General features: G+C 54.6%; 21 protein-coding genes and 1 riboswitch. Of the genes, 8 read left to right on the top strand and 13 right to left on the bottom strand.

Going from position 1 to position 21,838, the window contains the following annotated elements:
• Window positions 1–20: 20 nt before the first annotated feature.
• A complete protein-coding gene (locus tag ACQYWX_RS00735) occupies window positions 21–437 on the top strand; it encodes a CBS domain-containing protein (RefSeq protein ID WP_127967898.1) in 417 nt (138 codons plus the stop codon).
• A 19-nt stretch (window positions 438–456) separates the two neighbouring features.
• On the opposite strand, the gene ACQYWX_RS00730 is transcribed toward ACQYWX_RS00735, so the two are convergent.
• Complete coding sequence (locus ACQYWX_RS00730; RefSeq protein WP_279500436.1) at window positions 457–930, bottom strand: acyl-CoA thioesterase; 474 nt, start codon at window positions 928–930, stop codon at window positions 457–459.
• A gap of 323 nt (window positions 931–1,253) precedes the next feature.
• Between ACQYWX_RS00730 and ACQYWX_RS00725 the strand changes: the two genes are divergently transcribed.
• On the top strand, window positions 1,254–1,586 hold the full coding sequence (locus tag ACQYWX_RS00725; RefSeq protein WP_431687548.1) for a hypothetical protein: 333 nt from the start codon (window positions 1,254–1,256) through the stop codon (window positions 1,584–1,586).
• Between the two features lie 125 nt (window positions 1,587–1,711).
• Here ACQYWX_RS00725 and ACQYWX_RS00720 read toward each other — a convergent pair whose 3' ends face one another.
• Window positions 1,712–2,368: a DUF2959 domain-containing protein gene (locus ACQYWX_RS00720; protein WP_431687547.1), complete on the bottom strand. Its 657-nt coding sequence runs from the start codon at window positions 2,366–2,368 to the stop codon at window positions 1,712–1,714.
• Between the two features lie 275 nt (window positions 2,369–2,643).
• Here ACQYWX_RS00720 and ACQYWX_RS00715 point away from each other — a divergent pair, with 275 nt between their 5' ends.
• From ACQYWX_RS00715 to ACQYWX_RS00700, 4 genes are all read left to right on the top strand, one after another.
• Window positions 2,644–3,066: a DUF4399 domain-containing protein gene (locus ACQYWX_RS00715; protein ID WP_216735358.1), complete on the top strand. Its 423-nt coding sequence runs from the start codon at window positions 2,644–2,646 to the stop codon at window positions 3,064–3,066.
• A gap of 267 nt (window positions 3,067–3,333) precedes the next feature.
• Window positions 3,334–4,590 (top strand): endonuclease/exonuclease/phosphatase family protein, encoded by a 1,257-nt coding sequence (locus tag ACQYWX_RS00710; protein ID WP_431687546.1) that lies wholly within the window; start codon window positions 3,334–3,336, stop codon window positions 4,588–4,590.
• Between the two features lie 160 nt (window positions 4,591–4,750).
• The gene (locus ACQYWX_RS00705) at window positions 4,751–5,425 is read left to right on the top strand and encodes a hypothetical protein (protein ID WP_216735356.1); all 675 of its coding nucleotides are present in this window, start codon (window positions 4,751–4,753) and stop codon (window positions 5,423–5,425) included.
• 197 nt (window positions 5,426–5,622) lie between these two features.
• Window positions 5,623–7,428, top strand: coding sequence for an ABC transporter ATP-binding protein (locus tag ACQYWX_RS00700; RefSeq protein WP_279500446.1), 1,806 nt, complete (start codon window positions 5,623–5,625; stop codon window positions 7,426–7,428).
• Between the two features lie 40 nt (window positions 7,429–7,468).
• Here the strand turns inward: ACQYWX_RS00700 and ACQYWX_RS00695 are convergent, their stop codons facing one another.
• From ACQYWX_RS00695 to ACQYWX_RS00655, 9 genes are all read right to left on the bottom strand, one after another.
• Window positions 7,469–8,266 (bottom strand): substrate-binding periplasmic protein, encoded by a 798-nt coding sequence (locus ACQYWX_RS00695; RefSeq protein WP_431687545.1) that lies wholly within the window; start codon window positions 8,264–8,266, stop codon window positions 7,469–7,471.
• Window positions 8,267–8,365: 99 nt separating this feature from the next.
• Complete coding sequence (locus ACQYWX_RS00690; RefSeq protein WP_216735353.1) at window positions 8,366–8,773, bottom strand: DUF1330 domain-containing protein; 408 nt, start codon at window positions 8,771–8,773, stop codon at window positions 8,366–8,368.
• Between the two features lie 67 nt (window positions 8,774–8,840).
• On the bottom strand, window positions 8,841–10,304 hold the full coding sequence (thiE, locus tag ACQYWX_RS00685) for a thiamine phosphate synthase (protein WP_431687544.1): 1,464 nt from the start codon (window positions 10,302–10,304) through the stop codon (window positions 8,841–8,843).
• Window positions 10,305–10,355: 51 nt separating this feature from the next.
• On the bottom strand, window positions 10,356–11,147 hold the full coding sequence (locus ACQYWX_RS00680; protein WP_431687543.1) for a thiazole synthase: 792 nt from the start codon (window positions 11,145–11,147) through the stop codon (window positions 10,356–10,358).
• Window positions 11,148–11,194: 47 nt separating this feature from the next.
• Entirely contained in the window at window positions 11,195–11,404 is a 210-nt protein-coding gene (gene thiS, locus ACQYWX_RS00675) for a sulfur carrier protein ThiS (RefSeq protein ID WP_431687542.1), read from the bottom strand.
• On the bottom strand, window positions 11,394–12,458 hold the full coding sequence (gene thiO, locus ACQYWX_RS00670) for a glycine oxidase ThiO (RefSeq protein ID WP_431687541.1): 1,065 nt from the start codon (window positions 12,456–12,458) through the stop codon (window positions 11,394–11,396). Before thiO ends, thiS begins: the two co-directional genes overlap by 11 nt.
• Window positions 12,448–14,364 (bottom strand): phosphomethylpyrimidine synthase ThiC, encoded by a 1,917-nt coding sequence (gene thiC / locus ACQYWX_RS00665; protein ID WP_431687540.1) that lies wholly within the window; start codon window positions 14,362–14,364, stop codon window positions 12,448–12,450. The genes thiO and thiC overlap by 11 nt, the downstream gene beginning before the upstream one ends.
• Window positions 14,365–14,473: 109 nt before the next feature.
• Window positions 14,474–14,580: riboswitch (TPP riboswitch) on the bottom strand.
• An 82-nt stretch (window positions 14,581–14,662) separates the two neighbouring features.
• On the bottom strand, window positions 14,663–16,489 hold the full coding sequence (locus ACQYWX_RS00660) for a DUF4105 domain-containing protein (RefSeq protein WP_431687539.1): 1,827 nt from the start codon (window positions 16,487–16,489) through the stop codon (window positions 14,663–14,665).
• A 12-nt stretch (window positions 16,490–16,501) separates the two neighbouring features.
• Entirely contained in the window at window positions 16,502–16,867 is a 366-nt protein-coding gene (locus ACQYWX_RS00655) for a hypothetical protein (protein WP_431687538.1), read from the bottom strand.
• Between the two features lie 319 nt (window positions 16,868–17,186).
• On the opposite strand from ACQYWX_RS00655, the gene ACQYWX_RS00650 reads away from it, so the two are divergent.
• Together ACQYWX_RS00650 and ACQYWX_RS00645 are read left to right on the top strand one after the other, a co-directional pair.
• Complete coding sequence (locus tag ACQYWX_RS00650) at window positions 17,187–17,615, top strand: hypothetical protein (protein ID WP_431687537.1); 429 nt, start codon at window positions 17,187–17,189, stop codon at window positions 17,613–17,615.
• 2 nt (window positions 17,616–17,617) lie between these two features.
• Window positions 17,618–18,058: a hypothetical protein gene (locus tag ACQYWX_RS00645; RefSeq protein ID WP_431687536.1), complete on the top strand. Its 441-nt coding sequence runs from the start codon at window positions 17,618–17,620 to the stop codon at window positions 18,056–18,058.
• Window positions 18,059–18,128: 70 nt separating this feature from the next.
• Here ACQYWX_RS00645 and ACQYWX_RS00640 read toward each other — a convergent pair whose 3' ends face one another.
• Window positions 18,129–19,901 carry a DUF4153 domain-containing protein gene (locus tag ACQYWX_RS00640; RefSeq protein WP_431687535.1) on the bottom strand — a complete coding sequence of 591 codons (1,773 nt, stop codon included), beginning with the start codon at window positions 19,899–19,901 and terminating at the stop codon, window positions 18,129–18,131.
• A gap of 148 nt (window positions 19,902–20,049) precedes the next feature.
• Window positions 20,050–21,822, bottom strand: a complete 1,773-nt coding sequence (locus tag ACQYWX_RS00635; protein ID WP_216735343.1) for a hypothetical protein — start codon at window positions 21,820–21,822, stop codon at window positions 20,050–20,052.
• Window positions 21,823–21,838 lie beyond the last annotated feature (16 nt).

Raw genomic sequence — 21,838 nt, 5'->3', positions numbered from 1 at the left:
TCACTAACAGGAGGAAAGCTATGAACGCAGATATCAAAATCAGCGACTTTATGGACACGCAGCCCGCGTTCGTCGCCGCCGACGCCTCCATTATCGAGGCGGTGGACATCCTTCTGAAAAAAGGGATATCCGGCGCGCCGGTGGTGAATGAACACAAACATGTGATCGGCTTCATATCCGAGAAGGACTGTATCAAGAAACTACTGCTAAGCAGCTACCATTGCGACGCCCCCGCCACTGTGGGCGAGGTCATGCACAAGGCCACCGTGACGGTGGACCCCGAGGCGAGCATCGTCGACCTGGCTAACTACATGGACGACCATCGTCCCAAAGTCTATCCGGTGGTGGACGATGGCAAGCTGGTCGGGGTCATCAGCCGCACTCACGTACTGATGGCGCTCAAGCAAAAGCAGTTACAGTGCAGTCAACACTCCTGACGCATCCCTGCGTCATCGCTCAACCCGACGCTGGCGCAAGGCCATGGGCTTCCATGGCTTTGCGGTGCGCATCGACGAATTCTTTCGGCATTCGCGTCGGCTTGCCGCTCTTCATATCTATGCAGGCGTAATAGCTGTTGGCGCGGACAATGGTTTTGCCGTCCGCAGGGCGAAATATCTGAAAGTGACGGCTGGACTGTATGCGTCCGTCGCACGCCGTAATCCAGGTGCCGATATACAACTCATCGTCGGCATGGGAAGCGGCAAGGTAATCCACTTCCGTACGGGTGATCGCCATGGCTTTACCCAGTTTCTCATGGGCCGCCCAACTCATTCCGAGCGGGTCGATATGGCGCCAGCTGACTTCCTCCATCCAATTGAGGTAAGTCGTGTTGTTGGTGTGTCCCAGCCGGTCTGTGTGCGGCTCAAGGACTTTGATGGGCATGATGAAGGGGTTAAGCATGTCCCAACTGATTGCATCGACATAGGTCATTTCACGTTTTTTCCGTTTCTTGTTGGTTTACAGGCTGTCGCCGCCGGCTATGGGGAACCGGTAGCAGCCCTTTTAGATTAACGCAAACCGGATTTATGTGAACTCATCCAACAAGATTACGTTTTTCAGATTTTTGAAGCAAAAACACAACGGAAATAGGGACTTGCCGCTGTCTACACTGCATAGTGACTCAGGATCTTTTGCAATCCTGGGATGACATCAACCCGAGTTTATTTGCAGGAACGCTCCCGGCGGCTAAGGGAGTCCGGGACAGTAAAGAACTCAACTGCGGGCGCTGAGCCGCCCGATACAAGGAGCGGGCAATGTTATACACCAACGAAATGTTTAATATTCTGAAGACCCTGCGTCGCCGTTTCAAAGAAGAGAACCTGGGAACCTTACGTCTCACTGATCCCGATGTTCTGCAGAACGTCATCGAATTCGCCAAACTCTCCGATGTCAGCACGACCAAGGATATGGCGCACACTTTGTTGAAAATGACGGGTACCTCTGTCAGCCGAGTAGAGCTGGAAGGCCGCGACAATCACCCCGCCGCGCACCTGCCTGCGAATTTTCACGGTGAATCCATTCGCGGCCGCATAGAGGCCAGTCAGGAAGCTCATTTGAAAGTCTTGCCGGGGCGCGCCACCGCGTGAGCCTTATCTCCGTCCGCCGGGTGACAATAGGAATTGTCCCTTCAGCGCAAGCTTGCAGCTGGCCCGGCAGTGCGTAATCCCATCCGTTCCCACTCCTCGTCGCTCCCAACCACCTGATACCAATATCAGCCCTTGTCGCCCAAGGTCGCAATAAAGGACTCCGCTTCGGCGATGGATTTCTCCATATCCGCAACCAGTCTGGACACATTGCTCTCCACTGAGCGCAGCTCCCCTTTCAAGCCATCGATCGCAGACGCGTTAAGATTGTGCTTGAGATACAACACCTGATCACGCAGTGCGTTAAGCACCGGCTGCATGCGGTTTTCCGCCGCCCGCATGGCGGTGATGAGGCGCTGATATTTCTTCTTGGTGGCGGCCAGTTTGGCGGCGCTGTCCTGTTTCAGCTTGGGACTGGTGTAAAGCTCCAGCTCCTCTTCCCATTCCTCGAATAAGGCTTCGGATACGTCCTCCACGGCATCAATGCGTTTGCTCACCTCTTCCGCCGCGTCTTCGCTGTCTTCAAACGCCGCGCTGAGCTGATCATATTGCTTCTGCAACGTGGAATCTTTTTTGCCGAACATGCTTTGGAAACGGTCCAGCGCCGACTTGAACTCCTCTTTGGCCTCCTCCTGAGCGTCACGGGCCGCGCCGACGCGATCCACCATAATGTCGCGCTTATGCACGCCCACTTTTTCCATGGCGCTGTAATAGGCGCTCTGACACGCGGACAGTCCCAGCAATAGACAGATCAGCAGTGGTAGACGGAGTAACAGAGAAGACATGGCAAGTTCCTTATCCTGATTTCATAACAGTGCGCCCGGGGATTGTAGGCGCTGACTACTAGAGCTGCAAATCAGCCGCCGACCGCGGAAGCCCGCGCTCTGCGCGCCTAAACTATTTATACCCACCCTGACGGGGAAAACGATATTATGTCGCTTCGGAGTAAAGCCCGCGCGTTAACGCGCGACACAAAGAAGATCGGCCACGCATTTATAACCATAACCAGGCCGGCGACAGTTTCTGCAACAACCTCAACCATACATAATGGAGATAATCCGTGAAAATTCGTCATTTACTTTCCGTATCCTTGCTTGGCCTCAGCAGCGTTGCAATGGCCGCAGGCCTTCCCAAAACCGCCAACCCTGAAAACGCCAAAGCCTATATCATCTCGCCAACCGACGGCGAAACCGTATCCAGCAAATTCGTGGTGCGCTTCGGTCTGGAAGGCATGGGCGTGGCTCCGGCTGGCGTTGAGCGCGAAAATACCGGACATCATCACCTGCTCATCGACGGCGAAAAGATGCCGGACATGAATATGCCCCTGGGCGCGGACGTCAAACACTTTGGCGGCGGCCAGACTGAAACCACACTGGAGCTGCCGCCTGGACAGCACACCCTGCAATTGATCCTGGGCGATCATTTGCACCAGCCCCACGCGCATCCTGTGGTGTCTGACAAAGTCACCATCACCGTAAAGTAAGGGCGTAACCGTTATTTAGAAAACGAAGCGATAGCCCTGCGGCTATCATCTTTTCTTAATAATGCGTCTCTATAACTGGAGACGACGCCCCTTAGAAACGAACGCCGGCCTGCCATTCGAGCTGTAAGCAGGCCCGGCGGCTCTTTGACATTGGTTGTCTTCCCGCAACGGCTCGATTCCAACCCCGCTCTCATCTGGCAAGACCAGAGTGCGACGCGCCGTTCGCATTTCGTACATGTCAAATATTGCTGCATATAGAGGATTATCATGAATGCGTCCAAACTGCTTGGGACAGCAGCCCGCTTTTTATTGGGCGGCGCACTGGCGGCTCATCCCTTCCTGGCTTCCGCTGAATCTCATTGGCGTGACCGTCACGCCACGGAAACGGTGAGATTCGCCACGTTCAATGCTTCGTTGAACCGTTCCGCGCCGGGAGAACTCATCGCAGATCTGAACAGCGGCGACAACGCCCAGATACAGGCGGTGGCGGAGATTATTCAGCGCACCCAGCCGGACGTGCTGCTGATCAATGAATTTGACTACGACGCCGCGGGAGAAGCCGCTCGTCTGTTCCAGCAGAATTACCTGTCGATCAGCCAGAATGGCGCTGCGCCGGCGATCTACCCTTACGTTTACTCTGCGCCATCCAACACCGGCGTGGCTTCCGGTTTTGACCTCAATAACGACGGCGTCGTCGGCGAGTCCGGATTCGAGCTGGCCAACGACGCTTTCGGCTTTGGCGTCTTCGAAGGCCAGTACGGGATGTTGCTGTTATCCAAATACCCCATTCAGGAGCAACGGGCACGCACGTTTCAGCATTTTCTCTGGCGGGACATGCCCAACGCCTTGCTGCCGGACAATCCCGACACAGACGCGCCTGCGGACTGGTTCAGTCTCGAGGAGCTGGAAGTGGTGCGCTTGTCTTCCAAAAGTCATTGGGACGCGCCGATCAATATTCGCGGACGTCGTATTCACGCGCTGGTCAGCCACCCCACGCCTCCTGTTTTCGATGGTCCGGAAGACCGCAACGGAACCCGCAATCATGATGAAATCCGTTTTTGGGCGGACTACATTTCCGGCCGTCGCATCAGCCGTTACATTGTGGATGACGAAGGTCGACGCGGCGGGCTGAGCGATAGGGAAAGCTTTGTGATCATGGGCGACCAAAACGCAGACCCGTTTGACGGCGACGCCACCCAGAATCCCATGGCGCAATTGCTGGAGCACCCACGGGTGAATGTTAAACATACGCCTCTAAGCGCAGGCTCAGCGGACGCCGCGTTCAGGCAGGGAGAGGCCAACGCCCTGCAGATCGGCAACCGCGCGCAGGACACCGGAGACTTTACCGACGCCAACCCGGGCAACCTGCGTACGGACTATGTATTGCCCTCCACCGACCTGACGATCGTCAACTCCGGCGTATTCTGGCCCAGCGCTGACGATGAGCTGTATCGCCTGGTTGGCGAAGGCGGCGCCGTCAGCTCCGATCACCGCCTGGTCTGGGTGGATATCCGTCTGCGCTGAGCACGCCCTCTCCTGATTTCTCTCTGATTTTCTTCTTAAAAACGCAGTTACACTCAGTAACTGCGTTTGACATTGTTTAACCTACATTTAAATAACTAACGCGTACAATTGCCGCCAGTTTTATAACGTGACTTTCTAACTGCTTTTGTAAAGGTAACGCATGTCAAAGTTGTACGCCGCAATCTGTTCGCTTCTGCTGACCGCTTTCCTGAGCAGCGCCGCTCAGGCGACGCCTGTTGTTTTAAACGCTTATGACTCCGGCTGGTATAAGTCCAACGGTTATCATTCGCCGAGCAACACTAACTATTACACGGACAAGAAGCACAACAACTTCTTCGCCTTTGACATGAGCGAAGTGGAAGGCTCCATCGTGTCCGCCACTTTGAGCATTTTCAACCCATGCAACGGTTACGAATCCAACGATTATTCCGAGTGGTTCGCCCTGTTTGACGTGAACACCGATATCAGCACCTTGCTGTCCGGCTTTGGCGGCGTTAACGCATACAATGACCTGGGTTCCGGTGAGTTGTTCGGCGCTACCCGCGTATCCTGGAGCAGCAACTACAGCTACATCGACATCGTACTGAACGGCGCTGCGCTGACTGCATTGAACGCAGCCAACGACCTGTTCGCTCTGGGCGGCAGCCTGATCACCGCCAATGACGGCATCGACTTTCTGTTCGGCTACTCCAACAAGGGCTATAACGGCGGCAACATCAAACTGAAGCTGGAAACCGAGTCCGTACCGGTCAGCGAACCCGGCGTACCAGCGCTGCTGGCGATCGCTTTCTGCGCCTTCTTACTGAACCGCAAAAGCGCGACCAACAAAGCCTGATCCCTACCGCGGCGTACGAAAACCGGAGCATGGTCTCCGGTTTTTTTTCGTCCTGAATATGCCCTCCGGCGTTAAGCGCCATCTTCTTGTCTTCATTAGAATAATTACCACTTGCATTTACGCCGGCACAGGATAGGCTGATGAGTCTGTCGCGCCGCGCGCGGCGCGTCCCTTCCAGTCTGTACACAAGGAATCCTATGGCCTCGCAATCCCAGTCCAGCTTTCAGGCGCTGCTGAGCCTGCTGCGCTACGCTCGTGGCTACCGGCGACGCATCATCGCCGCCGGTTCGTGTTCAATCATCAACAAGCTCTTCGACATCGCTCCAGAAATCCTCATCGGTATCGCCATCGACGTCGTGGTGAACAAAGAGCAGAGTTTCGTCGCCGCGATGGGATTCAACACCCCACAGCAGCAAATCCTTGCGTTAGGGGTTTTGACGTTTTTCATTTGGGCCGGCGAGTCCATTTTCGAATACCTCCACTTGATCATGTGGCGTAACCTGGGTCAGGTATTGCAGGCGGATCTCAGACAGGACGCCTATGACCATGTCCAGCGTCTGGATATGGCGTTCTTCGAGTCGCGCAGCTCCGGACAGCTCGTCTCCATCATCAATGACGACGTCAACCAGTTGGAGCGCTTCCTCGATGGCGGCGCCAATAACCTGATTCAGGTTTTCGTCACGGTAGTGGCCGTCGGCGGCGTCTTCCTGGCGATATCTCCCTTTATCGCCATGCTGGCCTTTACCCCGATTCCTATCATTATCTGGGGCGCATTCTTCTTCCTGAAGCGGGCCAATCCTCTGTACGCAGACGTGCGTGAGAAAGTGGGCGGGCTGGCGTCCCGTCTGGCTAATAACATTGGCGGCATCGCCACGATCAAGAGTTTTACCGCGGAAGCGCAGGAATCCGAACGCCTGCGCGAAGCCAGCGACGCCTATGTTCAGGCCAACCGCAAAGCGATCGCAGTCAGCTCCGCTTTCATTCCGGTTATTCGGATGGCGATTCTGGCGGGCTTTCTCGCCACCTTCACCGTGGGCGGTATGCAGGCCTTGTCCGGCGAACTCAACGCCGGCGCTTATGGCGTGCTGGTGTTCCTGACCCAGCGTCTGCTGTGGCCGTTGACCAATCTGGCGCAAACCGTGGATCTGTTTGAGCGCGCCATGGCCAGCACCCGACGCATCCTGGGCGTGATAGAAACCCCCATCGACGTACGCGATGAAGGTTCGCGCTCCTTGCCGCAGCCTGTGCGCGGCGAAGTGGACTTCCAGAATGTCAGCTTCGAATACTCCGCTGGCGCGGGCGGCGTGGAAAACGTCAACTTGCAGGTCAAAGCCGGCGCCACCCTGGCGTTGGTCGGCGCCACCGGGTCTGGCAAGTCGACGCTGATCAAGTTGCTGCTGCGCTTTTACAGACCTAAGCAGGGCTCGATTCTGGTGGACGGCGTGCCTATCGAACAGCTGCCTCTCAAGGAGCTTCGCGGCGCCATTGGTCTGGTCAGTCAGGATGTGTTCCTGTTCGAAGGCAGCATTCGCGACAACATCGCCTATGGCCGTCCCACCGCCAGCGAAGAGGAGATCATCTCCGCAGCCAAAACGGCGGAAGCCTGGGAGTTCATCGCGCGTCTGCCTGAAGGTCTGGATACGGCTGTCGGCGAACGCGGCGTCAAACTATCCGGCGGCCAACGCCAGCGCTTGTCTTTGGCGCGCGCGCTGTTGAAAGATCCACCGATTCTGGTGCTTGATGAGGCCACCAGCGCCGTTGATAACGAGACCGAAGCGGCGATTCAGCGCTCGCTGAAACACATCGCCCATGGCCGCACGGTAGTGATGATCGCTCACCGTCTTTCAACGATTGTCCACGCGGATAATATCGTAGTGGTCGATCACGGCAAGGTGGTGGAGCAAGGCGGCCATCGCCAGTTGCTGGAGCGCAAGGGTATGTACTGGTCGCAATGGCAGGTGCAGACCGGCGGCGAAGCGGAAGTGGAGACGGTGTTCTCCTGAGGAAGTCGTAAGAAAGTTAAGGCGTCCATGCTGAGACGCCTTAGCTTCCCTCCAGATAGCGATTAACGATAGCGTCGAATTCGCCGCTCTGTTGCAAGCTCTGCAATGCCTGATTCAGGTTTTCCATAGTTTTCGGCGATACCGAAGCCTTACTCCCCATGATGTAAAACGTGTCGGAAACCAGGCCCAGAGGGTGCACCGCAATCTCGTCTTTCCTGCCGATATCTCTGGCCAGACTGTAGATCACGATGGGGTCGGCGAAGATGCCGTCCACCCGCCTGGCCAGCAGCTTCATCAAGTTCAGTTCGTCAGACACCACGTCTTCGACATGTAGCTGTCCATCTTCTTTCTCGATGTACTTGTTGACGTCATCGCCGTAGAAATAACCCCGCGTCACGCCCAGCCTGAAACGGCTCTGGGTCATTTCCTTGAAGGATTTGAAGTGGTAACGGTCGGCGTCTTCGCGGCGGATAATCAGATTGGAGGCGGAGGTGCGATAGGTCTGTGAGAACCATGCATATTCTTCTCGCGCCGCCGTCTTTTGCACCGAGGTGGCGAGATCAATTTTACCCTGACGTAATTGCAGGAGATGCCGCTTGAACGGGATTTCGGAAAACTCCAGCTGACACCCCATTCGATCCGCCACCGCCTGAATCAGCTCAATGTCCAGACCGCTCAGGCGCCCTTCCTCGTTCTTGTACATGTACGGACGCCAGGACTCCCAGCCAACGGATAGTGGACGATCACAATCAGCGAGCGCCGCACTGGTGAGCGCCAAGCATAACAGTATGCCCAGAACGCCAGTTCTCCGACTGTATTCGCCGCTAGAAAGGGTCATTGCATTGATCCCGAATACTGTGATTTTCCATTTCAGGCGTTTTTAGTATTGACCCTGAACACAAATTGTTCAATTTATCTCCCGACGACCTCCGCAATTTCATTGTGGATCATGCTCCGTGGTGGCGATCAGACGGGAGTCAGCCAAAGCGGCGGTGCGGTGAATGACGCAGGCTTGATAGTCAGGCATGGACAACATGCGGCGAAATGCCTGGATGGAGGGATAACGCACCAACAGAACCTCATCCCATGTCTCTCCCGCTGGCGCGATCACAGACGCCTGGGCCCGTCCCATCCACAGCAACTCGCCGCCGACTTCGCGCACTTTCTGCAGCGCGGTTTGTGAGTAGGTGGCGTAGGCTTCTCTACCACTGCAATGGACGGAGGCGTCCGCATAGGCGGCGACCTCATGAAACTTCAGCAGGTTCAGCATTACAACGGGCTGATCTGCTGGCATCCGGGCTATCAATTCGGCAAGTTCTTCCCAGTCAGGATTAATCGAGGCCATCGTTTTTTCTCCATTAAATCATAGGCTTCCATCGACCTGTGTCGCACTGGGTCAGCATAATGCCGCGTTATTCCGCTCCTTTCAAAAGTTTGCGGTTCAGGTTCGCCACGGCTTCACGAAAATCCTGCGCCTGGGTAATCGCGGACACTACCGCTACAGAGCTGACGCCGGTGCTCAGGACCGCTTCGATATTACCAAGATTTATGCCGCCGATGGCGGTAAGTGGATAGTTATGGTTGAGTAACCTAACCCAGCGGGACAGCTTCTCCAGACCGACAATGCGCACTTCCTTGGTTTGCGTCGGAAAAATCGCTCCTATGGCGATGTAGCTGGGCTTTATCGACGCCGCGCGGGCCCACTCAAAGTCGCCATGCGTACTCACGCCCAGGCGCAAACCGGCATCGCGGATAGCGTCCAGATCAGCGTCAGCAATATCCTCCTGGCCCAAGTGCACGCCATAAGCGCCATGTTTGATCGCAAAACGCCAGTGGTCGTTGATAAACAGGCGACAGCCGTATTGCCGACCTAGTTCCGCCGCATCTTTGATAGCCGTATCCAACAACCTCAGGTCATCGCTCTTAATGCGCAACTGACAGGTATCAATCCCTAGCGGCAATAACTTACGCAGCCACTCCACCGAGTCCACCACCGGATACAATCCCAAAGGCGATTCGCCGCAATCGGGAAAAGCGGAATAATCCAGCCAGTCCAGGCGATCGACAATTCTGGGAAAATCCGTCATCTGTGTCGGCCAGCCCAGGCGCGCAATGGGGCCGGGTCCAGGGCCAATGGCGTAACCCTGACGCAACCCCTGTCTCACATAAGCGCTGGCCAACGCCGCCGCATCCGTCAGCGCTTCTCCCCGAGCGACAAAAGCCGCCAATGCGCTGGCGAGCGTGCAGCCCGTGCCGCGGCTATGACGTACAGACAGGCGCGGTTGCGCAAACCAGCAGGGTTGCTCCGACACCCACACCAAATCCAGACAGGGTCCGTCTTGCGCCGAATGACCACCTTTGAGCCAGACGCCTTTGGCGCCAAGCTCACGCAGCCGACCAGCGGCGGACAGCATATCCGGCGGCCCGCTGATGCGCATGTCCACTAACTGCTCCGCTTCTGGAATATTCGGCGTCACCACATCGACATGAGGAAGCAGCGTTTTCAAGGCCGCCACCGCAAGGCCGAAATGAGCGCCAGTCGTGCTGCCCAACACCGGATCAAGCACCACCAACCCGGGGAAGTCGCGCAAAAACTCCCGTAGTACCTCTACCTGTTCCGCATCGGCCAGCAGACCCATCTTAATCGCCGCTGCATCGCCGTCCGCACGCAGGGTCTGCAACTGGTCTCGTAACGCTGATGCGGAAACGGGATTGATGCTGACAACCTCCTGCGAATTTTGTGCGGTAACGGCAGTGATTGCAGCGCCGCCATGGACATCCAGCCCGTGCAAGGTGGCGAGATCCGCCTGCACTCCGGAGGCGCCCGCGCTGTCTGAGGCGGCGATGATCCATACTTTCGGCTTCGGGTCAGTCATGGTGGCGGTTATCTCTCAAAGCGATCAAGCAAACGTGGCGTAAGGCAAGGCTCATTGCGACTGCCGCTGCCAAAAAGGCATGCCGATGGTGGGCGTGCTGGGGCTGGCGGTCTGCCGCGCCAGCATCAGGCCGGCGTTGTAGCCGGCGCGACCGGCTTCCACCGCCATTTTGAATGCGCCGCCCATAGCGACTGGGTCATGGGCCTTAGCGACCGCCGTGTTCAACAGCACAGCGTCAAAGCCCATCTCCATCGCTTCCGCCGCATGGGAGGGCGCACCCAGACCCGCGTCGATAATCATCGGGGTATCCGGCAAACGTTCCCGCAACATGCGCAGGTTGTATTTGTTCAGCAATCCCTGACCGGTGCCTATCGGCGCGCCCCAGGGCATCAGCGCCTCACAGCCTGCATCCAGCAAGCGGCGACACAACACCAGATCTTCCGTGCAGTAGGGCAGCACTTTGAAGCCCCGTTTGCTCAATTCTTTCGCGGCGTCCACCAGTCCATAAGGGTCCGGTTGCAGGCTGTAATCGTCGCCAATAACCTCCAGTTTCAGCCAGTCCGTCTGAAAGATTTCCCGGGACATTTCCGCCAGCGTCACCGCCTCTTTCGCCGACTTACAGCCTGCGGTATTGGGCAGCAGTTTACAGCCGCTGGAGCGGATGTAGTCCCAAATGACTTTGCCGTCCTGGTGCGCCGGATTCTGTCGCCGCAGGGACAATGTAATGATCTCGGCGCCGCTGGCGCGCACCGCCTCCAGCATGATGGCCGGCGACGGGTACAACGCCGAACCGATCAGCAGACGACTCGCAAAAGTTTCTCCATACAGAGACAGCTTATCCACGATTTACCTCCGGTGGCGATGGCCACCTGTACTTGTTTCAAGGCGCGTCAGCCACCCGCCACCGGGGCCACCACATCCACCAGATCTCCTGCGCTCACTTTGGTTTGCGCGTAAGCGGAGCGCGGCACGAACTCGCCATTGATGGCGACGGCGAAACCTACGCCCGCATAGCCGCATGTCTGTAGCACTTCAGATAGGGCGTCGTCGCGCACCTGGGTAGGTTCGCCATTCAACGTAATTTCGATTTCAGGCGGCATATTGTTTCTCGCTGTGAAATTGGTCCAGCACCTGCCCGACCACCACCGGCCCCAACAGATAGCCATGGCGATACAAACCATTGGCGCAGATCAGCCCCGGCTCTCGCGTCACCCTGGGCAGGTTATCCGGCAACGCCGGACGACAGTTGACGCTGGTCTCCACCACCCTCGCCTCCGCGAATGCCGGATTCAACGCATACAGAGCGCTGCTCAGCTCCAGCGTGGATTGCAAACTGATCGGCGACATATCCGCGCTTTCAATTTCCGTGGCGCCGATAATGATCTGGCCATTCAAGCGCGGAACCGCATATAACTTATAGCGGGGATGCATCAGACGAACAGGACGGTTCAGGCTGACTTCGGAAGTTTCAATGATCATGACCTCTCCGCGCACGCCGCGCAGTCCCGTCATATTGCGACTGGCGCCCAGGCCGCGTACGTCGATGACCCAGTCAAAACGCTCGCTGCCGCTGCTCCAATGCATACGGTGTGCGGAGCACTCCACCAGCGTGTCGGAAACCAGGCGAACGCCGCCTTGTCGCAGCGCGGCGAGCAGCGCGTTGAGCAACAGGCGACTGTTTACGTCGGCTTCCGAAGGCAGGTAAAGGCCCTGCTCAAAATGATCCGCCAGCCCCGGCTCCAACCTGGCGACGCCCTCTCGATCCAGCCATTGCAAGGCTTCGTCGGCGGGAAGTTTGGCGTTGAGGTCACGCTGAAACTGCGCCAGCTCCGCCTTATCCAGCGGGTGCGCCACCACCACCGAGCCCGCCTGACGATAGCTGGCCGACATGCCGGTTTGACGCTCCAGCTCGGCGATCCATCGGGGCCAGATATCCAGGCTGCGCATGCCCATGTGGTACACCTCTGGCTCTGCGGACACCAGCTCGCTCAGAGGCGAAATCATGCCTGCCGCGGTCCAGCAGGCGCCGCCGGGCCGCTCGAAGTCTCCAGCGTCAAACAGAGTGACCTCATGGTACAGCAGCGCCAGCCGCCAGGCGCACAAGCGCCCGAGCAGACCGCCGCCGGCGATGCCGATACGCAGCTTAGATTTCATGATACAGACGCCGCCCCGCGTCTTTGTACTTCTGCGACATCTCCTGCATGCCCTGCTCCGCTTCCTGCTGCGACGCGCCCTCAGCCTGCGCCTTCTCCGCCTCCAGTTTGGCGGAATAATCGCGTACATCCTGAGTGATTTTCATGGAGCAGAATTTGGGTCCGCACATGGAGCAGAAGTGCGCCAGTTTATGACCTTCTTTGGGTAGGGTTTCGTCGTGATACGCACGGGCGGTGTCCGGGTCCAGGGCGATATTGAACTGATCTTCCCAGCGAAATTCGAAACGCGCCTTGGACATGGCGTTATCCCGCAGCTGCGACCCCGGGTGGCCTTTCGCCAGATCCGCCGCATGGGCGGCGATCTTGTAGGCGATCAGCCCTTGTTTGACGTCGTCCTTGTTGGGCAGCCCCAGATGCTCTTTGGGAGTCACGTAACACAACATGGCGCAACCGTACCAGCCGATCATGGCGGCGCCGATGCCAGAGCTGAAATGGTCGTAGCCTGGAGAAATATCCGTGATCAGCGGCCCCAGCGTGTAGAAGGGCGCTTCTTTGCAGTGCTTGAGCTGCTCTTCCATGTTTTCCTTGATCATGTGCATGGGCACATGGCCAGGGCCCTCAATGATGGTCTGCACATCATGCTTCCAGGCGATCTCAGTGAGTTCGCCCAATGTGCGCAGCTCACTGAATTGCGCCTCGTCATTGGCGTCGGCGATGCAGCCGGGACGCAGTCCGTCTCCCAGCGAAAAGCTGACGTCATAGGCTTTCATGATCTCGCAGATTTCTTCAAAGTGGGTATAGAGGAAATTTTCCTTGTGATGCGCCAGACACCACTTCGCCATGATGGAGCCGCCGCGCGAGACGATGCCGGTCAGACGCTTGGCGGTCATGGGCACATAACGCAACAGCACGCCGGCGTGAATGGTGAAGTAATCCACCCCCTGCTCCGCCTGCTCAATCAGGGTGTCGCGGAACACTTCCCAATTGAGGTCTTCAGCGACGCCGTCGACTTTCTCCAGCGCCTGATAAATCGGCACTGTGCCGATAGGAACCGGGCTGTTGCGGATGATCCACTCACGGGTTTCGTGAATATTTTTACCCGTGGATAAATCCATCACCGTATCCGCGCCCCAACGGGTCGCCCACACCAGCTTCTCCACCTCTTCTTCGATAGACGAGGTCACAGCAGAATTGCCGATATTGGCGTTCACTTTCACATGAAAATTGCGGCCGATGATCATCGGCTCCGCTTCAGGGTGATTGATGTTACAGGGAATCACCGCCCGTCCCGCCGCCACTTCCTGACGCACGAACTCCGGGGTGATGTAACGGGGCGTGTTGGCGCCAAAGTTCATGCCGGGATGCTGGCTGCCCATGGCGTTCTCAATTTCCGCCTGCTCCAGAGCCAGATTTTCACGGATGGCGATGTATTCCATCTCCGGCGTAATAATGCCTTTACGGGCGTAATGCAGCTGGCTGACGTTGCCCCCGGCGCGCGCCTTACGGGGAGCGTGACGGTGTTCGAAACGCAGATTGTCTAGGGACAGATTTTGTTCCCGGCTTTTGGCGTAAAACGAAGACGAGCCGTGAAGATGTTCCGTGTCGCCGCGCTCATTGATCCAGGCTTCGCGCATACGTGGCAAACCGCGTCGCACGTCGATCTCGACAGCGGGGTCCGTGTAGGGACCGGAAGTATCATATACCCGCAGCGGTGGGTTCTGTTCCGTAGCGCCATCCTGCAAGGGCGTCGGCGTCAGCGTGATTTCGCGCATCGCCACCCGGATGTCGGGACGACTGCCTTCAGCATAGATTTTTTGGGAAGCGGGAAACGGTTGCGTGGACAGCGCATCCACCTGCGCCGACTCACTGAGTTTGCTGATTTTATTGATATCGATTGTGCCGCCCACAGTACTCTCCTAGTTGGTTGTATGGGGTAGCACCAGGGAGGAGAGAGGGCATCAACGTCTTGGTCTGCAATCGGGCCCGCGTCACAATGATGGAGCGCCGCTAAGAACTTTTGATGAACTACTTGTTTCCTACGCTGGTACTAACCAGATCAGGTTCTACGGGCCCCACTGTGTTGTGGTCTCAGCCTGTTACTCCAGGCACCCCGACAAGATGTGCCGATTAGTTTAGGCTTGGTGGCGGGTGGATGGCAAGTGGACGTGACCCAACACGCGTTAGGGAGAGAAGTCGTTCCATCGACTAAAAATAATATTTAAATACGGCTTCTACGCCATCACTGGAATAAGAACTGCTCCAACGCCGCTCATAGTCAAGAAAGATTGCATAGTCATCGCCAATGAACTTTGACTGCTTCAGATTGAAAGAGTGGTAGGCCTCGCCTGAGTCAAGCTGATTCCATACTGTCTGATAAGAGATGATGGATTTCATGTCGTATACTTCATTGATGATCATTCCTGCTTCTGGATTGAGGTACAAATAAGAAGTTCCATCTCCAAACCCGTACCCGCCCATCGCAAGGAAGTAAACGCTCATATCTCTGTCTAAGGCAAAGGTCATTCCGAGACCTCCGCTGATATTGGCTGCGCTATGTCGACGTATATGTTCGTCATAATGCTGCTCCAGCCCAACTTCCAGGCGGCCAGACAGGCCTCCCGTGAAGCTATCCCAAGGGATCAGAGATGAGACTGAATATAACTGAAACCTATCCAGTTTAACTTTCCCATCTTCAGGCGAGACCAGGAAAGAAAGATCCCCGAGCTTCAGTTCATTTTCACTGAAAAACTGCCGATTATCGTCTTCGATGCCATGAGATGCAGGCAAAAAGCCTACTCTAATGAATGCCTCATCACCGATTAACGCTAAACCGCTATACAACTGGCTGTCCTTTGGCGTTTTTACAGGGTTCTTATATTCCGAAATATCTATTTCGTAGACTTCCTCTTGCCTCGCTTTTCTCTGCTCCACTTTATCCGTTAGATTACGCCAAGAGCGCGCATCAATTAGGTCTGTTTCATGCAGGTAATCAGTGTAATAACCAGCAAGCTGAAGCATAAGAAAATCTTGCTCTGGGTTATCCGAATCAGGAAGGTCATTAATTTCATTATGCTCAACTGACTTCTTGACGCTATCGGCCACGCTACGAGGAAGACTCTCCTCCAGCATGCGAATTTTCCATCGGTTTGACGGCAATACTGAAACGTGGTCAATAATTCCCGCCTGATGCGCCTGCTTCACTACATCAAGCGGCGTCATCCATAGACCATCCATGTTCAATACGCTGGGATCAATAAAAGAAACCATAAAACTGGTTAGCGTTGCGCAGTTATAGTCGTGAAAAAAGTAATCCAGTTTTGTCTGCTTTAATTCCCATATGTGGTACTGAATTAATTTCCTTTGGAACTCAGTTGAATCCAGGCGATATTCCCAGACATTTCTCTGTTCACGCCTTAGATACTGATCCAGCTTGTCAGAGTATGGCGTTAGCGCAAAATAACCAGGTTTACCCACCACCAGGCTATCAAACATTATTTTAGGAACGTTAACGCCTTTCACTTCAGTAAAAAAGGAAACGCCATGCTCGACTATGCGCCCTTCATCATTCTTTCCGGAAATCTTTAGCAATATATGTCCCATCATACTTGATGGCTGCGACAGATTTTCAGATGAATAGACAAGATCTATATCATCAATTGGAGCGCGACTAATATATTCTTTCAGGCCAGAACAATTTTCTAAATTAGCAGTATCTATCGACAGTTTCTCGCCAAGCCAATAGTAGCGAGCAGGAAAGCGGCATATTGCCTGACTATCTCCTGAACTATTCAATAAATAGTTTATGGTAAGTACAAGCTCGTTCTTAGGATTAAAGTCTGATCCGGACAGTATAAAAGAATTATCATTAACTTTCGTATTGCCATCTTGAAAGTGAATCAGCGACTTCCAGGCAGGGTCCTGATAAAGCTCTTTTTCTAAGGCGAGGTCAACCACCTCTTTAACAGACGCGGCGAATACAGATGATGCTAAAAAAAGGGAAGCGATTAAGCCTCCCTTAAAAGTATTTTTCATCGCGAAAAATAATTATTTACAGCTAACAGTGATTGAATCTTGGTATTTCCACATTTTCTCAGTTGAGTAGTCAGTGGTGGAACCAAAAGCACCGCCAGACAGAACATTCACGAAAAATATCGGATCTACACTTTTAGTCATCACGGTTTCTTTGGCGCACTCAGATGAGTCCACAACGATGACTTTGTCTCTGTTCGCACGCTTTACTTCAACAACGCCAGGACCTTCAAAAGGAACGCCGTCGATAGTACCGGAGAACTTCTCTCCGCTCGTGGACAATACATTAACTTTCTGAGTGTCTTCGTTCAGGATAGATGCGCAACCTGCTGAGAAAACCATTGAGGTAAGAGCGATTGCCTTTACTGCCTTAACTAACATTTTAATTCCTCTAAAACTTTTCTTTTTCCTAACCCCATTTAAAAGGGGCGGGCAGTATACATAACTTGCTTTTTTGGGAATAGGTTAAGTTCTCACCTTTAAGCATCAGCTTTGTATATGTTTAGTTAATTCATTGATTTAAAGATGCATTTTATCGGCCAATCAGGCTTACCAAGCCCGCTTTTCGGCATTTCCGGTTAGTCGCTTTTCCTTAAACCAAAACACCGATTCTCTTGTGCTTTCTCCTGATTTATTTTCTTAAAAGCAATATTTATTGCCAATAAAAATTGAATTTAACTAGCTTTTGAGGAAACATGAGATGAATCCGACGCGGGCTGAGTTGAAGATTTCTGTCGCCAAGTTGATTGAAACGGCTTATTCGACAGACAAGGGACTGACAGCGAAGATCGTGCGTAGTCAGGGGCCGTTTAAGTTAGCGGTGGATCAGGATGGCAAGGCGACGCTGTCCGGTTCGGCGGGAGTGCTGACCTTCAGCGGCGAGCCGGCGTTAAAGGCGATTGGCGCCAAGATGAAATGGGTGAGCATTGCGTTCGCCAATGGCGAAGGGAATCTGATCAAGTACAACGCCACGTTCTCTATAGGACTTATTAGTATCACCGTAGGCGGCAGTTTTGATCTTGAGGCGTTAATTACTTCCTGCTCCGGTCTGCTGTGCCGCGCCGCCAAAGCCATGCAGCAACGTAATCACGCCTACGACGAACAACTACGGAACATCATGGGGAACTGAGCATGAAAATCTGGGGACTGATTCTATGTCTGCTGGCAACAGGATGCGCATCCGTTGGTGAGCTCGATCCCTTGTATCCGAATTATCGCCTGTACGCGGAGGCCGTCGACGCCAACGCGCTGAGCGCAGACTATCCGCTGTACTTTTCCCGGCGGGTCGTGGACCAAGTGGCGGGCGATCAGGCGGCGTTCGCACAGTTAGGATTCAAAGCCTACATGCTGCGGGAGCACTCCCATTCCGCCGCGGTTGGAGAGGATAGCGGCTGCCTGACGGTCAATGGCTACGGCATCGGCGGAGAGCCGTTAACGTTTTATCTGGCTTATGTGCAGGAAGGCGCCGAGTGGCTGATTGATGACGTGAATGTGGTGTTTCTGGAGCCGGAGCAGGCATTCGGCACCACCGCCAAATGCCCTGAGGAAACCCGCGTTAATGTGAAGAATTAGCCTATTTTTAACGCCTGACTACCGGCCTCCCTCGTTTTTAAAACGGAGAGGCCAGTCGCAGCTCCGTATTCTATTCAGAGCGCATTGGCGAAAAGGACATCACCGTACCGCCAAAATGAATTGACTTATAACGCGGCAACTCAAGGCGGTACTGGCCTCTCTTGAGTACGCCAAGTAAATCTTCGTTGTAATAATACGAGGAGCTGGGCATGATCAACCGACCCACTTTATTCCATGCGCCCGCTTCATCCAAATCATAAACTTTAAGATCGTAAATATACTCGGGACTATCGGCAATCAAGACTTCCTCTTCACCATCGTCGTCCAGGTCCACAGTTAAGGCGAAACACAATTGTTCCCGGCACAACTCCGGCTCTATGCTACGCTCAAACGCCGCCTTATCGGCTACGCCTTCGTTAAGCCATTCCACACCAGCCTGCTTCGAGTAAAGTTCCGCCAGGCGCTGTTTTTGCTCCCAGTCATAGTAATACTGGGCGCTCTCAAGCACGTCCAACCGTTGCGCCAAGACTGTCGCTTCCGCCTCTGACAACGCCCCTTCCTTTTCCGTCAACGCCCTGATTTGCGCCAGCTTCTCTTCACCTGATCGGCCCAGATGATAGCGAAACAATCCAAGATCGATGTCTTCCACAGAGATTTCACCGGCTTTCAGTCTGGCGAACTGATTGCTGGCGCTCACTTCCTGAGGATTCAGCCAGGGCGTCAGCGTAAGCAGCGCCACCCACACTGCGGAGAGAATGATCGGGGTATTCACCGAATTCAGCATCGCCCGCCAGGAGGTGCGTTTCGCCAAAAAGATAACGCTATAACTTAGCGTCAGGGCCAAAGCGAACACCACAAACAACGCGGAATAGTAACGGTCTGGAGTCAGACCATATTGTTCGATACGCTGATAGAGCGAGTACCCGGCCAACAGCGCGAATATAGGCAACAAGCCCACCAATACATAAATCCCCGCCCGTAGCCATTGTGGATACGGATTACGATCACCGCCGCAGAGCGCCGCTCCATTCAATGACACCACCGCCACCAGAATCATCGCCAGCAGCATGGGTGTGGAACGGCCAGTACTCCAGATCAACTCCAGACCCACAATCGGCAGGGTGACAGCGAAGGCGATCATGAACGCCGCCACTGGCGGCAGAATCGCGCGACATACGGTGGCGATCAGCCCGCTCAGCATGCTCAATAAATTTGGGTAGCGACACCCCAGACTGATGCCCAAGGCGAAAATGATCGCCGAGGCGGTCCATCCCACTGGAGGAGACTCAACAAAGCGGCCCGGCCCCTTAATTCCCAGGATATCGAACAAAGAAGCGCCCAGCATTGCAACCAACCAGTAGATGCCCACCAATAGCCCAGCAAACGCCAGAATAAACAGGTTTTCCCAATACTTGCGATACAGCTCCACACTGAGAATATCGCTCATAAAGCTCTGATTCTTCTGAAAATCACATTGAACAAAGGGCAGCAGCGCAAATAGCAGCGGCACGATTGTCACCCACCATGAGGTCACCAAACCTGAGGAGCCCTCGTAGCTACCGCCCTCTGGTTTGAAGGTGTTGGCGATTAACCAGATTGCGGACAACCCGATAGCGACAGCAATGCCCGCCGCCAGCGCCCAATTCGGGGCGCTCCTGCGTGTTCTGGCGGTAAACAAAAATGCGCCGGCGAAGACAAAAACGAAGGTTATCGCGACAGCCACGGCCTTCTGGGCCATAAGACCGTCCGGCCAATGCTCGGCGCCCAGCCAGGCGGCCACGCCCGTCGCTATACCAGCGAACAAAGTGGAGTAAAAGGGAAAACGAGTTTCTTGAGGGGTCATAATGTCCACGGCCAAATAAAATCTGAATCAGGATAAAGCGCCAGCATACACAGCAATACTGACTTTCGAGAGGTGGGATTATGGCGAATTATGGCGCCGCTACTTCATCCTCGGGGAGACGAATCGGAATACGACGCCCTGTTAAAGTTTAAGGCATAAAGGCGCGTAGCAAAGCGGGCTTCATTTCTTCCTTAAAGCGCTTATTAAGCTTCAAATCTGATGTGATAATCCGCATGAAACGCCCATATTTTTCTTCCACTTTCGCACCGTAATAAAACACGACCAAAGGCGCGTCATCCTCGTCATTGTATGCATTGTAGTAGGAATAGACCGTGTCTCTATCGTTACCCCACTCTCCTTCCATAACAGGCTTGCCCAAATAGGTGAAATTCTGACTGACCGCCTCTTTGAACCAATCTTCTATCGCGGCGCCTTCTAGCTCCACCATGGGCGAGAAGACCACTCTGAAGATTTCACCCTCTTTTAGTTCCTTCGGAACATAGTAACGCTCTTCGTTGAGACTGATCTGCATACGCCATTCATAGGGTAACTTCTCCGCCGGGCCTGATTTACGCATTGGAAACAGCGTTCCCCCCAAGAAAGGCTGCGTGCGGTCGTCATAACAAAAGCCGAAAAGGCTTCTGTTCGTTTCGCCATTATCGTAGGTCAGTTCCATGGCGTACCCATTCAAGCTGTATCGACCACGGTTATTGGAACCATCATTGCGTTTTTTCTGAGATGTGACGCCAACGCCAGGAGAGTTGCCACTGACAATTGAACTATCTCCGGTGTCGTCACTGTATGATGCGGCGTAAACACTGGTTCCTGTCGTCATGGAAGACATCATCCCGCTTGAGAACAGACTGGAGTAACCTTTCGAGAAGCCGCCGGCGCCGAGAAAAGTCCAACTGTTGGTATAGGAGCTACCTCCCCCAATCATGCCCATATTCACCATCGTGGTTTTCGAAATATAGCGATTCAGACGTTCGCCCATTCGCGCCGGCGCCAAATGTCGCCCCTTAGATAATGAACTCCACTCCTTCTTGCTGGCGGGAATTTTCACTTTATAGCTCTCTCCGCCGTCATCCTTCCAAATCCCCCAGCTATTGGAGTATTCCTCGCGAGACTTGGCGACGTCCAGATCTTCCGGCGGCACGGTCAGCCCTTTATAGGCAGTGCCATCTTTGAGTAACAGAATCACGTAGTCGTCGTAGGTGTCATCAATTCTGTTTTCAGTGAAGTCGCATACCAACGCCTCATATTTGTCAGGCAGCGAATACTCTGGCGCGGCGGCGTTATCGATGCGTTTTATTTCCGGTGGGGCGGCTTGGGTAGCGGGTTTGGCTGGAGGAGCCATGGGGGTTACACCAGATGTTGTTGTTTCAACCGGCGCGTTAGGCGCCGCCTGCGAGATCGCAACGCCCTTCAGGCGCTGCGGCAGCGTCTCTTTGATTACCTGCTGCATACCACTGGCGTAACGGGACACCAGCGTCGTCACGTCTGAAGATAAGATGCGCAGATACACTGCTTTGCCTTGTCCAAAGAACCCCATGTAATGCGCATAACGGAGTACGCCATCCTGCCTTTGCAGCGCATAGGTCGCCGTCAATACGCCGCCATTATTCCGCCTGGGTTCCGGCGCCGCCAATACTTCGCCCCACTTGCTGGCGTCCAGATCGATGCGCTTTTTGAACCACTGCGGATATTCGCTTTGTGGGAGCGTTTCCGCCAGGGCGACAAACATCCGGTAGTCTTCCTCAGCAGTTAAATCACCGGGTATAAATATCTCTTCCCCGTCTTCGACCAGGACAGACCAACCGTCTGGAGCGGCATGGCCGATAGATGCGAGAGGCATGAACGACAGCGCAAAGACAAACACCAGCAACCTACGTACAGTTTCGACGAAGCATGATGATTGCAATTTTCTAACCTCTGGC

The organism is Hahella sp. NBU794, from assembly GCF_050749805.1.
Classification (GTDB): domain Bacteria; phylum Pseudomonadota; class Gammaproteobacteria; order Pseudomonadales; family Oleiphilaceae; genus Hahella.
This window is presented reverse-complemented; position numbering and strand designations above follow the sequence as displayed.